The 12,303-nt window shown below is 68.9% G+C and carries 12 protein-coding genes; 4 read left to right on the forward strand and 8 right to left on the reverse strand.

From position 1 onward, the window contains the following. Positions 1-90: 90 nt before the first annotated feature. The 5 genes from SCATT_RS13115 to SCATT_RS13135 all read right to left on the reverse strand — a co-directional run bounded on the left by SCATT_RS13115 (position 91) and on the right by SCATT_RS13135 (position 3,884). Positions 91-1,155, reverse strand: coding sequence for a DUF2637 domain-containing protein (locus tag SCATT_RS13115; protein ID WP_014143545.1), 1,065 nt, complete (start codon positions 1,153-1,155; stop codon positions 91-93). Next, positions 1,152-1,718, reverse strand: a complete 567-nt coding sequence (locus tag SCATT_RS13120; protein WP_014143546.1) for a WhiB family transcriptional regulator — start codon at positions 1,716-1,718, stop codon at positions 1,152-1,154. Before SCATT_RS13120 ends, SCATT_RS13115 begins: the two co-directional genes overlap by 4 nt. A 117-nt stretch (positions 1,719-1,835) precedes the next feature. After that, complete coding sequence (locus tag SCATT_RS13125; protein WP_014143547.1) at positions 1,836-2,534, reverse strand: ATP-binding protein; 699 nt, start codon at positions 2,532-2,534, stop codon at positions 1,836-1,838. After that, positions 2,534-3,556 (reverse strand): hypothetical protein, encoded by a 1,023-nt coding sequence (locus tag SCATT_RS13130; protein ID WP_014143548.1) that lies wholly within the window; start codon positions 3,554-3,556, stop codon positions 2,534-2,536. Before SCATT_RS13130 ends, SCATT_RS13125 begins: the two co-directional genes overlap by 1 nt. A 1-nt stretch (position 3,557) precedes the next feature. After that, the gene (locus SCATT_RS13135; protein WP_014143549.1) at positions 3,558-3,884 is read right to left on the reverse strand and encodes a hypothetical protein; all 327 of its coding nucleotides are present in this window, start codon (positions 3,882-3,884) and stop codon (positions 3,558-3,560) included. A 433-nt stretch (positions 3,885-4,317) separates the two neighbouring features. Here SCATT_RS13135 and SCATT_RS13140 point away from each other — a divergent pair, with 433 nt between their 5' ends. Further along, positions 4,318-4,764, forward strand: coding sequence for a hypothetical protein (locus SCATT_RS13140; RefSeq protein WP_014143550.1), 447 nt, complete (start codon positions 4,318-4,320; stop codon positions 4,762-4,764). A gap of 43 nt (positions 4,765-4,807) precedes the next feature. On the opposite strand, the gene SCATT_RS36390 is transcribed toward SCATT_RS13140, so the two are convergent. After that, a complete protein-coding gene (locus tag SCATT_RS36390) occupies positions 4,808-5,653 on the reverse strand; it encodes a helix-turn-helix domain-containing protein (RefSeq protein ID WP_078590719.1) in 846 nt (281 codons plus the stop codon). Between the two features lie 360 nt (positions 5,654-6,013). On the opposite strand from SCATT_RS36390, the gene SCATT_RS36395 reads away from it, so the two are divergent. From SCATT_RS36395 to SCATT_RS13160, 3 genes are read left to right on the forward strand one after another with little or no spacing between them, the layout of a single operon-like run. After that, positions 6,014-6,553 carry a regulator component gene (locus tag SCATT_RS36395; protein WP_106433176.1) on the forward strand — a complete coding sequence of 180 codons (540 nt, stop codon included), beginning with the start codon at positions 6,014-6,016 and terminating at the stop codon, positions 6,551-6,553. Next, positions 6,550-7,734 (forward strand): MAB_1171c family putative transporter, encoded by a 1,185-nt coding sequence (locus SCATT_RS13155; RefSeq protein WP_014628005.1) that lies wholly within the window; start codon positions 6,550-6,552, stop codon positions 7,732-7,734. The genes SCATT_RS36395 and SCATT_RS13155 overlap by 4 nt, the downstream gene beginning before the upstream one ends. Before the next feature lie 4 nt (positions 7,735-7,738). After that, a complete protein-coding gene (locus SCATT_RS13160) occupies positions 7,739-8,917 on the forward strand; it encodes a cytochrome P450 family protein (protein WP_014628006.1) in 1,179 nt (392 codons plus the stop codon). 79 nt (positions 8,918-8,996) lie between these two features. Here SCATT_RS13160 and SCATT_RS13165 read toward each other — a convergent pair whose 3' ends face one another. After that, the gene (locus SCATT_RS13165; RefSeq protein WP_078590721.1) at positions 8,997-10,133 is read right to left on the reverse strand and encodes a hypothetical protein; all 1,137 of its coding nucleotides are present in this window, start codon (positions 10,131-10,133) and stop codon (positions 8,997-8,999) included. Positions 10,134-10,219: 86 nt separating this feature from the next. After that, entirely contained in the window at positions 10,220-12,301 is a 2,082-nt protein-coding gene (gene fxlM / locus SCATT_RS13170) for a methyltransferase, FxLD system (RefSeq protein ID WP_014143556.1), read from the reverse strand. Between the last annotated feature and the right edge of the window lie 2 nt (positions 12,302-12,303).

The raw sequence follows: 12,303 nt of genomic DNA on the forward strand, positions 1-12,303 counted from the left end.
CGCTTCGCTTCGGAAGGAGGGGGGTGCGTGTCCGGGGGGCGGGTGACCGGCCAGGGGGCCCGGCTCGGTCACCCGCTTCGTGCTGTCCGGTCAGTTCCGGGCGGTGGTGACCGGCTGACCGTGCTGTTCGCGGAGCTGGGCCATCAGGGCGGTCAGTGTGTCGCTGGAGAGCGGGATCTTCTGACCCCGGATCGCCTGGGCGACCACCTTGCGGGTCAGCTTGTCCTCGGCCCTGACCGCCGACCGGGCGATCTTGAGGAGTTCCTCGGTGTCCGGGTCAGACCGCCGGTCACTGGTTGTCCGGGTGTCCTGGTCAGTGACCGGGGGCGGAGTGACCGGCCGGTCGGTGACCGGCGCGTGGCTGTTCGGGTGGCCGGTGACCGGCTCGGTGCCGGCCGGGCGGTCAGTGGCCGGCGGCGCGGTGTCCGACTGTCCGGGCTGGTCAGCGGCCTCCTGGGGCTGCTTGTGGTGACCGGTGACCGGGGTGCTGCTGTCCGCCAGGGCACTGTCCCCGGTCAGTGACCGAGGACTCGTGGTCTGCTTGTCCAGGGACAATCGCGGCTGGTCGGTCAGGGCACTGACCGGCTGACCGGTGGCGACTTGACCCGCCTGCGGCTGCTGACCGACCCGGTCAGTCCGGGTGACCGTGATGCCCTCGGGCCGGTCAGCCTGGCCGGGGTGACCGACCTGACCGAGGTCTTCGCGGTCACTGCCCTTGGCCGGGCCCCGGGCGATGAGGATGTAGAGGTGCACCGCGCCGGCCAGAGCGAGCGGGGCGATGGTGGACAGCACCGCGACCACCATGTCCCCGAGCCGGAGTCCGGTGGTCGAGGCCGCTTCCTCGTTGAGCCGCACCGCGTGGAGGGCATTGGCCCAGATGCTGGCGGCGGTGGCCGTGCCGAAGAGCGCCCAGACGTAGAGCCGGGCGCGCAGGGGTGCGTCGCGCAGGACCAGGAGCGCCCGTATGCCGTAGGCGATGAACCCGTCGATCACCAGGGGGAAGAGGTAGGTCAGGAGACCGCGGACGTGGATGGCGACGGCCATCTGCTGGAGGGCGTCGTACGACAACGCGCATCCCGCCCCGCCGAGGGCGATGACGACCGCGCGGTCCCAGCCGGTGATGTGTGCCGTCTTCGGCGCGCTGGCGGTACTCATGCCGCCGTCCCGAAGTCGTCACGGCCCAGGCGCTCGCCGTGGGTCTCGACCGACGAAGTGGTCTGCTTGCTCTGCTCCAGGTCTCGGTTGCGCAGGGCGCGGCGGGTCTCGCGGTACAGCTTCTGGGCGTGTTCCTCGGTGATCTTCAGGAGCCAGGCCAGGCGCTGCTCGGTCACCCCGTGGCGGTAGGCGGCGAGGACGACCGCGCGGCGCTCGGCCTTGGTGAGGTGGACGTCGCGCCCGGCGATGGTGGCGTTGACGCGGCTGTAGTCGAGGCGGTGGGCGAGCTTCTCGTGCAGCGGTCCGCGCTCCTCCTCGGTCATGCCGCCCCGGATGCCGTCGGTGTCGCCGCCTTCCAGAGCGGCGTCCAGGCAGGTGCGGCGGACCGGGCACTGGCTGCACAGCGACTTCGCGGCGGTGATCTTGTCGGTCTCGTCGGGCTCCGGGAAGAAGATTTCGGGGTCCACCGGGTTGTACTCGGTGCTCTGGCAGACGGCCTGGTCCTGCCAGGAGTGGTCGCCAAGCGAACGGTGGCGGGCAGGGCTGATCGTCGTGGTGGTCATGCGGGTTGCTCCGATCGCTCTCCGCGCGCAGGGGCGTCGGCGGAGGGGTGCGCTGGGTCGGGAAGTGCATGGGGCGGCGCGCTGAGGGCGCGGCCCGGCGTGGCGGCCTGCGGAGGGTCAGGCTGCGGCGCGGTGGCGTCTGCGGTCGACCGGCTCGAACTCGACCCGGGTGGTCATCTGCGCGAGCCTGCTGGTGACGCGGTCGCCGAGGTAGGCCCGGAGGTCCTTGATCGCCAGGTTCGTGGTGACCAGGGTCGGGAGCATGTGGTTGTACCGACGGTTGATCAGCCGGTACGTCACTTCCTCGACCCACTCGGACGCCTTGGCCGCCCCGAGGTCGTCGATGATCAGCAGCGGGCAGCGGCTTACGGCCGCCAGCTCGCGCTCGCTGTCGACCCCGGGCCGGGGCCGCAGGTCGGCGTACAGGTCGGCGGCGGTGGTCGCGCGCCAGCGGACCCCGAGGCCCATCTGGACGAGCAGCCGGATCGCGCCGTACGCCTGGTGCGTCTTGCCCGCGCCGACGACCCCGGCCATCAGCAGGCTGGGTCCGGTGGTGACCTGCCGCCGGGCTCCCTTGCTGGGGGCGACGGCCGCCCCGGCGACGTCGCGGGCCCAGGCCAGGACCTGCGGGTGGTCGGCCACCGCGCCCTGGTAGCGCGGGGGCATCCCGGCCGACAGGGCGTCCAGCGGCGAGAAGGGCTCGGGCTCGTCGACCAGTTCACTGACGGCGGCCGGGTCGATGTTGCGAGCGGCCAGGATCCGGGCCATCCGGTCCAGGGTGCCTTCGCCGAGGGTCTGCGGTTCGCGGTTACGCATCACAGCTCCTCGGCGTAGGCGGCAGCAGCGTTGGCCGGGTTGGTCCACGCCTGGTGAGCGGGCACGTTAGGCCGGATTCCCGGCCGCGCCAAACCGCCGGGGCGTGCGTTCATGGCCTCGTTGACCATGCTGGTCAGCACGCTCGGGTGCTTGGGGTTGGCTGCGAAGTTCTGCAGCCCGGCTCGGATGTGCTCCGGGGCGATGCCCTCGCCCAGGAGCTTCTTGGTGATCCGCCCGAGGTGCCCGATCACGTCGCTGGGCGGACGCTCGTCGCAGGCAGCGATGTACTCGCCGACGAGCTGGTTGGCCGAGACGGTGGCTGCGGGCGCTGTGCGCCCCGTAGGGAAAGAAGATCCAGGATCCAAGATCCTAGATCCAGGCGCCGAGCCCTCTCCGAGGCTTCGGGGAAGGTTCGGGGAGTCTTCGGCGAATGCGTTCTGACCTGCGCTTTTCGTGTCTGTGTGGCAAGGGGTGCCGGCCATGCCGTCGAAGGCTTCCTGCTGGGCGGCGGGAGCCTGGTCTGCCTGGCCGCGAAGCGTCGCGTCGGGCTGCGCGGGCAGGTCGAGGGCTCGGGGAGCGTTCGGCGAAGCCTCGGCGAGCCTTCGGGGAGGGGTCGGCGGCGACTCCTCGGCCCGCTTGGTGCAGACCCCCTTGCAGGGGCCGCAGCGGTCTGCGCCGTGGTGCTGGGAGCAGGAGGGCAGGCGGGACTGGCTCGCCTTGTCGATCTTCTGGTGCTCTGACCAGGTCACGATGTGGAGGTAGCGGCGGCCGTCGCAGCCGCTGTACCGGCAGATCAACCCGGCGTTCGCCAGCTGCTGGAGGTCGTCCTCGACGTGGACCGAGGTGTGCTCGGCTCGCAGGGGCCAGAGCAGCCCGGCGATGATCGCGGCGTTGTCGCGGTGGCGACCATGGTCGTCGGACTGGGTGAGCAGCCCGAAGAACGTCCGCTCCGCCTCGACGGTCACTTCGGCGAGCGACTCGGAGAAGAATGCCTCCGGCTTGATGGTTCGTATCCGCGCCATGTCAGCAGCCCCGACCGGCGGCGACCAGGTCGCTGGGGGTGAGCGTCGCGTCGGTCAGGTCGAAGGTGTGCGGCCGTGTCCAGTCCGCCTCGGGCCAGACCCGCAGGATCCAGCGTGCTGCGATCCTGGAGGTCGTCCGGCCCAGTTCCATGGTCTCCCCGGCCTCGTTCTTGACGATGGCGTGCGGGTGGGGCCACGACTGCTTCGGGTCGTTGAGGCTGACCCGGATAGTGGCCGCGCCCGGGATCATGTCGGCGAGCTGGTCGGCGAGCCGGTGGTGGCGGTCCGTGTCCGGGCAGGCCGGGGTTCCGCTCGGCATGGCGAGCATGCGATACTCCGTTGTTCGTAGGAGTGCGGTGCGGCGGTTCTCGTGCAAAAAGCCCCGTCGCCCCGCGAGATGTGAATCGGCGCCCCTCGGGGTGCCGGCCCGGCGCTTGGGAGTTGGTAGCTCCCGGGCGCCGGTCTCCTTCGCCCCTGCGGGCGTCATGGCGCGTGTGCGTGCATCGCCCCTCCCCTCCTGGCCTCTCCCCGGCTGGTGATCCGTTTGCGCGGGGACCAGAACCATATGGCGACCCCTGGCACAAGTCCAGCGTCCTCGCACCTGCTCCGACCAGGGGTGGAACACTGCACTGGATAGACTTGGGGATCAACGTACACCGCAATGGCGGCCCCGAGTCAACTGCAATGGAGATGCGTGAGGCGGTAGCGAGCATGATCGCCACTGGAGTGGATAGGATGGCGGTGATGACGAAGGGTTGGGGATGACCGAGAAGAACGAGCGCACCTTCGCGGAGCTGCTCGACTACCTGTTCCGGGAAGTGCACCCGAAGGGGCGCGGCCCGTACACGTACTCGGAGGTGTCACAGGGCATCCGCGACACGTCCGGCGTGACCATCTCCGCAAGCGCCATCCAGCAGCTCCGCACCGGGACCAACACGAACCCGAAGATGCAGACCATCCGGGCACTAGCCGGGTTCTTCGGAGTGAACCCGGGCTACTTCTTCGACGAGGCGGAGGCCGAGCGGCAGCGCGCGGAAATCCAGCTAGTAGCCGCCATGCGGGACCAGGACGTGCGCCGGGTCGCCTTGCGCGCCAACGGGCTCAGCACGTCGAGCCTGCACATGCTGAACACTGTGATCGACCAGGCCCGCCGGCTGGAGGGAATGCCGGAGGAGCCTGACGAGTCCGCGCTGCTTGACGACGAATAGGTTCGATCCCGCCCGAATCGCGGCGCGCCGCCCCCTGCCCCGATCAGGCGGTGTCCCCCTCTCGGTGTTGCTCCATCAGCACGACCACCCGCAAGAGGTCGCTGCGCATGGGCCGTAAGGCAACGATGCGGACAGCGACCTCCCGGCCACGGTGGTACGGGAGCCTGAGTCGACGCAGGTCGCCATGGGAGTGTTCGACCATCTCCCCTCGATCCCACATTTCCCGCGCGACCGGACATCCGGCGAGGACGTCACGCTCCAGTTGGCGCAGGGCCTCGTTTTTCGGGTGGTGGGCCCGCTCATAACGAATCTGCCCCAGAAAGGGGCGGACCCAGTCCTGCTCCCAGTTCACCAGCTGCTCACGGGCCTCCGACTCCAGGAAAGCCCACCTCATCTGGTTGGCCTGGTAGGCGGCCCACGGGAACCAGTTCAACAGCGGCCCGTTGTAGGCGATCACGTTCCACGCGAGATCCGTCGCGAAAGCGGGGGCGGGGGCCTGATTGTCCAGGAACTGCTGGAGCAGTACCTCGTCGATCTCCGCCACTGCTTCCGCTTCCGGAACCGAAGCAAGTGCCGGCGGGCGGCCAACTGCCCTTAAGTACAAGGCGCGGCGCTCCGCAGGGCTCAGTCTTAGCGCCAACGAAATTCGATCGAGGAAGTCGGCGGAATACTCGGCTTCCTCGCCGCGCTCCAGCGCGCCGTACCAACGCGCGCTCATTCCTGTCAGGCGAGCAACGTCACCCTGCGTCAGGCCGGGACTCCGGCGTCTCCGGACCGGCAAGCCCGGGATCGACCGCGGATCCATGCGGCTCCGCCACGATCGCAGCAGCTCAGGCAGGGACTCACCCTGCGGCTCATCGGCCCCGTGCTGCCCGCCCCGAGACTCCATGACCTGAGATTAGATCCCCCTGATCAGGTGACATGCGCCACAACACGCCCTGAATCACCATCAATCGATCATGAAATCAGTCATTCAGCGTAGTCGGCCATAACGGATAGTCGATCGTTCAACCACCCATCCTGCGCGTCATATCGCCCCGGGCCCTTAGCGATACGCTCTATAGAACAAGATCGAATATGGCTCTATCTGACGCGCCCCCGCCCCCCACCTCCCAGATCCAGTCACTTTCCGTAATCGGAACTCCCACTTCCGGGAAGCGAGAGTTCCCCCTTCCTCTTGGCATCCTCATGGCTGCCGCTCAAAAGCAAGTTGGTGCACAGCCGAGGCTGAGGGGGTATCTCCATGCCCATGCCAGAAGTCGACGAGACGCGACTGCGTGAATCGTGTGAGAGGCAGGTTGATCTCCTTCACCTGCCTCATCGCTTTAGCACGCGCGAATTGCGTGAGGCGATAGCCGACCTTCGCGGGAAGCCGATCATCCTGAAGCCGCTCAGCACGATCGGCGCCATCGATGCTCCCTGCGGCGTAAGAATCGAAACTCCGATGGCCGACCTCCTCTTTTACGAGGAAGGCACGTCTGTCCATCACCAGCGGCACATCCTCACGCACGAGCTGTGCCACGTGTACTGCGACCACCCTGGAAGCCTGGAGGTCGACGCGGAAACGGCCCGCGCCCTCGGGGTGAATCCCACGCTGGTGATGCGCATGTCGGGACGAACAAGCTACTCGACGGCCGATGAACGCGAAGCGGAGATGATGGCGACGGTTATCCGCCAGCGCATCTACCGCGAGCGCGAATCCCCTTCCCGTCAGCCGGAAAAGGGGTCGGATAGCTGGGACGCACTCTTCGCCCAGCCCATCAGGAAAGGTCCGTTCCGCTCACGATGAATGCCGTCTTCCTTGGCATGGCCTGCCTGCTCGCGGCGGCTGCCGGCTACTGGGTCCTCGGTCGAGGGACGCCCCGCCCCACCGGCGCATGGGCCATGGGCGCACTCCTCGGCTCGTTCGCCGTGGCCTTCGCCTCCTACGCGCCACTGTTCGAGCACGCCGTCGAAGCAGTCGTGCCGCACGTCGCCCGGCTGCTGAGCAACTGCGCTTCGCTAGCCGCCGCCACTGCGGTCCTGGCCGTCTCCTTCCAGCTCAACCTCAAACCTGCGGAAGCACAGCGGCGAATCCGCCTGCGTCTCGCCCTCTTCGCCGCGTCCGCCCTCGGCATGACCGTCCTGTTCACGGTCGAGGAGATGACACACCGCTCACCACAGGTGTACGCGCTCTATCTACTCCTGTTCATCGCCTACCTCGGCTTCGCCATCGTCGACTTCCTGCTCCAGGCCCTGCGTCAGTCGAAGTCCACTCGTCGAAGCAGCGTCCGCATCGGTCTGCGGATGGCTGCAGCAGGCTGTGCCTTCGGGCTGATCTATGCCCTGTACAAGCTGACGGAACTCGTTTCCATGGGCCTGGGCTTTCAACTCGAACCTAACCACTCGGAGTGCTCGTCGTTGGTCGCCGCGCCATGCGTCTTCAGCGTCACCTCTCCGGCCCTCGCCGTCCTGCTGATCTGTCTCGGCCTCACACTGCCGGCTGTGGTCTACCCCATCAGTCAGAGCCGCCGCCGACGCTGGGAGGTGGCGTCCTTCGAGGCACTCGGGCCTCTCTGGCAGGACCTGTCAGCCGCGATGCCGGAGATCGTGCTGTCGCCCGCGGACTACACCGAGGAGGCTTCGAACGACTCGGACTTCTTGCTCCAGCGGCGGGTCATCGAGATCAGCGACGCCATCCTTGCCCTTCGGCCGTACCGGTCGCGTCGAGTGCAGGAACTGGCCCAGGGAGCGTTCGATACTGGAACGGAAGAAGGAGCTGCAGCGGTCGAGGCGGCTGTCGTGAAAGCAGCGCTGGCCGCCTCGAAGGCAGGCCGATTCGCTGACGAGGTTGCTCTGCCGTCGGCGGAGGCCGCCTCGCGCAAGGACCTCCGTGCGGACACGGAGTGGCTTCTCCTGGTGGCTGATGCCTATGCCAACCGTGTTGGGCGTGTCACCGACGACGACCAGCCCGAGCCGATTGGAGCCTGATGGCATGAGCGACCCGACGACAGACCCGGCCTTCCTGCGGGATCCGTACCCGACCTACGCCGCCCTGCGCTCGAAGTGCCCGGTGCAGCAGGTGCCGTCCGGCTTGGGCGGGCACAGCAGTTACCTGGTCACAGGATTCGAGGAGGCCCGGGAAGCTCTCGCAGACCCGCGGCTCTCGAAAGATACCGCAGCGTTCTTCGCGGGCAAGGAGTCGCGGCGTCGTCTCCACCCGGCTGTCGCGCACAACATGCTGGCCACCGATCCGCCGGAGCACACCCGCCTGCGCAGGTTGGTGACGGGCTCGTTCACCACTCGCGCGGTGGAAGAGCTTCGGCCGTTCATCGCCAGGACCACCGATGCACTGCTGGACCAGTGGCCGGCCGAAGGCTCGGTCGACCTCGTCGCGGAGTTGGCGGTGCCGCTCCCCGTCATCGTGATCTGCGAGCTGCTCGGTATCCCGGAGCCGGACCGCGCGGAGGTCCGACGGTGGTCCGGCGAGCTGTTTGCCTCCGGGGCACCTGCCGTCATCGACGCTGCCTCCCACTCCTTGGCGGACTACATGACGGGGTTGATCGCCAACAAGCGCTCTCGGCCGGGGCAGGCGCTGCTCGACAGCCTCATTGCGGCCCGCGACGGGGACGACCGGCTCTCCGAGGAGGAGCTGGTGTCCCTGGGCGTGCTGCTCCTGGTCGCCGGCCACGAGACGACGACCAACTTCCTCGGGAATGCCGTCCTGGCCCTGCTCCAGCACCCCTCGGAGCTTCAGCGTCTCCGCCAGTACCCCGCCGAGATCACTTCGTCGCTCGACGAGTTGCTTCGGTACGACTCGCCCATCAGCACCGCGACGTTCCGGTTCACCACCGAAGCCGTCACCCTCGGCGGCATCGAGATCCCCGCAGGCAAGCCGGTGCTGGTCGCTGTCGGTGCGGCCAACCGCGATCCGGCGCGCTGGCCGAATCCGGACGAGCTGGATCTCGACCGCGTCGCTGCCGGTCACCTGAGCTTCGGACACGGGATCCACCGGTGTGTCGGAGCGCCCCTTGCCAAGGCCGAGGCGGACATCGCGCTCCGGAAGCTGCTCACCCGGTTCCCCGACATGCAGCTCGCGGTGCCGGCCGAACAGCTCACCTGGCGGAGGACGCGCCTGGTACGTGGCCTGGCGGCGTTGCCGGTTCTTACCTAGCAGGCGAGCCCGCAGGACGGCGATATGTGGCCGCGCTCCGTGCCCACCGCCCGTTCGGCCGGAGCGACCAGTCCGGGCGTTACACCTCCATCTGCTCGTCGGTCCCTTCCGGCCGCGAGTGGAGGTGTCCGACGCTGTTCCGGATCACCTCGTCGCTGATCCGCAGGGCCTTCGCCAGCCGTGCGGCCCGGGTTTCGGGAAAGCTGCCGCTTTGCAGCGCACACGCGCGGACGAGTTGGCGGGTTGCTTGGACTTGGTGGGAGGTGACGAGGGCCGTGAACCGGGGGTCAGCCAGGCACTCGCGGGCAGCGTAGCCGTCGGTCGCCGTGATGGTCCGGCGGTGCAGTTCTTCGGCCATGTGGTGCGCTGCGTCATTCTGATCTTGGTCGAGAAGATCCAAGATCGTGAGACCGAGTCGTATGTCGAAGACGGTGGTGCCCTGCTCGGGCTGGCGCTCGACGTAGCCGTCCACGAGTGCATCAAGGAGGTGGCCGACCGGGTGGAGGAGGGCCCGGTTGCACATCACGTTGAGGCAGCCAGTGACGGCGTTCTCCCAGGGTTCGCCGGGTGTTGTCTCGTCGACGAGCGCGACGGCGTCGGCGGGGTTGCGGCTGAGCGTGGCGAGGACGGCGACCTGGCGGCCGTCGAGCATCCGCTGCCCGACGCCTCGATGTTCGAGGATGTGGGCCAGGGCTTCCGCCCAGCGGCCGGCCATGGTGAGGGTGCGGGTGCCGTCGGCCAGGATGACGCGCCACAGCCAAGCGCGCACCTCGTGGCGGTCGGTGTCGTCGGCGGTGAGGTCGGCTGGCAGGTGGATGCCCTCGAACTGAGCGGTGGTGCCGGTGTTGACGGCCTCGTAGAGGCTGAGCAGGCGGCCTCGGCCGTCGTCCGCATGGCCCGCGCGGATCTGGAGCCGGGCGAGATTCACTACGGGTTCGAGGGCGCGGATCGCGGTCATGCCGGGCAGTGGAGCAGCGTGCAGGTAGGCGGCAGCGTGCTGGTGGCACATCTTCCGAGCCAGGTCGGGCAGGCCGAGATCGGAGGCGAGGAGGGCGGCCTGGTTGTAGACCGCGGAGGCCAGGCCCTGGTCCGCCTTGACGGCTGCGGCGTCGGCGAGTTCGACCAAGGCGTGCACGCGCCGGGGAAGGGGGAGGCACGCAGGCCGGAATCGGGAGATCAGCGGGAAGCGCTGGGCTATGGGTCCGTTCGGGTCCATGGGTCCCCCTGGGATGAAGACGAGAAGTAGGTTGGGCCGCCCGTGGTGTCCGCCGGTCGGTCGGCGGACACCACGCGGTCGACGGGCTACTGCCAGGCGACGAGGATGCGGTTCAACGGGGTGTCGAGGACGAAAGTGCCGGGCCGCTGCTCGACCGCGGGTCCGTCGAGCGGCAGGGCCTCGAAGGTGGCCTCCCGGCCGCGATACTCGCGGTCCCAGGTGCGGATGGCGTCGGCGACCTTCGCGGCCAGCTGGTCGCTACCGGGGCCGTGGCCGATGACGCCGAACTCCCAGAGCTTGCCGCCCTCGGGGGTCTTCTGCTCGGAAGGCCGGCGGGCGAGGTAGGTGACGGTGCTCTCCTCGACGGCGGCCGTGGCCGAGGGGTATGGGTCCTCGGTGAGCACCGTGCCCTTGGCGGACTGGGGGAAGAGCATCCGGACCAGGCCGGAGGGCACCGCGCAGGAGACGAACAGCTCCATCCACTCCGGCGACTCTCCTGCGCGGACCGTCATCTCGGTCCACTGCTCGACGCGCGGCTGGTCGAGGACACCCGCGAGGGCGTCTGCATCGATGAGTTGTCCGGAAGGGGCCTGGAGCCGCACGGTGCCGTCCGCGCTGAGCGGGACAACGCGGCGGTCATCGTCGGCGATGCCCCGCCTCAGCGGCATGAAGGTGTTCATCTCCGAGCCGAGCGACAGCCACCGGCCGTCGTGCTTCTCGTAGATGATGGAGCGCGAGACGCTGCCCTTGAGCCGCTGCGGGGTGACGAGCCGCCCGCCGGGGGAGAGCTGGTCGAGCCAGGCGTGGGGGATGCCGTGCGCGCCGACGGTGGCGACGATCCGGTCGTACGGGGCGCCTTCGGCGTGGCCGAGGGCGCCGTCGCGGGTCAGGGCCTCGACGTTGGTGACGCCGGCGGCGGCGAGGTGGGCGCGGGCGCCCTCGACCAGGTCGTCATCGACGTCGATGGTGGTGACGTGTCCGGTGGGGCCGACGAGGTGGCCGAGCAGGGCGGCGTTGTAGCCAGTGCCGGCGCCGAGTTCGAGGATGCGTTCGCCGGGCTGGGCGTCGAGCTGGTCCAGCATGAGGGCGACGATGCCTGGTTGGGAGGCGCAGGAGATGGACGTGCCCTCGCTGTCGTACTTGATGTTGACCGGCGCGTTGGCGTAGGCATCGGTCAGCGAGGCGTCGGGGACGAACAGGTGCCTGGGCACGGCGCGCAGAGCGGCTTCGACCGCGGGAGTGCGGGCGTGGCCGTTGGCCTTGATCTGGTCCACCAGGGCGTTGCGGAGCTGTTCGGCGTCGGCCTCGGCGGAGGTGAGTGTGTCGGTTTTCACCGCGCTGACGCTATCGGCCGCGGAGCCTGGCGCTGGTGCTGACGCGGTGTTTTCACTCGATCCCATGACTGCCTCTCGTGCGATGTGGGACAGGGCGTGCTGGTCTTCGGATGGCAGACCGGCACGGTTGGCGTGGAAGATCACGTGATGCGCGATGACGGCCCGCAGCCCGCGGGTCAGATCGCCCTGGGCGGCGAGGTAGGCCAGCGTGGTTCCGGCGCGCTCGAAGGCGGCGATCCACTCGGCGTGGCCGTCGAACGGCCCGCCCTCGCGGCACAGGCTGCGGGCCTCCGTGGTCATCAGGGTCCGCATCGCCGAGATCAGCGTGGCGGAGCGCTCGGGTGCAGGGGCGTCGGTGCCGGGACGCAGCGCGGCGACCTTCGCCCACACGTCGCCCTGCTCGAACCAGTCGAGGTTCGCGGCGCGCATCAGGCTGCTCATCAGCAGGACGGCGGTCTCGCGGCGCCCCAGATGCCCGGCGCAAACTGGGTAGTTGAGGAGATGACGGCTGTCCTCGTGGAAGAGGGCGTGCGCGGCCGTCATGGCGTTCGCGCCGCCGAACGCCTCGGTCTCCGCCTCGTAGATCGCGAGCGTGCAGGACAGCGCGATGCCGTCGGCCACCAGTTCGTCCAGCAGGGCCACCATGGTCGGCGACGGCCGGTCGGCCACGTACCGCAGGGGCCAGGGCTGCTTGTTCATGAACCACCAGCCGCTGAGCTGCCCGTCGGCCTCGGCAGCGAGCAGCGCTGGGGCGAGGCGTTCGGTGATGGCGCGACGCGCGGTGTCCCGGTCGGGGAAGGTGATGTTGTGCTGCTGCCAGCGCTCGGGGGGCATCA

This window comes from Streptantibioticus cattleyicolor NRRL 8057 = DSM 46488 (assembly GCF_000240165.1).
Classification (GTDB): Bacteria; Actinomycetota; Actinomycetes; order Streptomycetales; family Streptomycetaceae; genus Streptantibioticus; species Streptantibioticus cattleyicolor.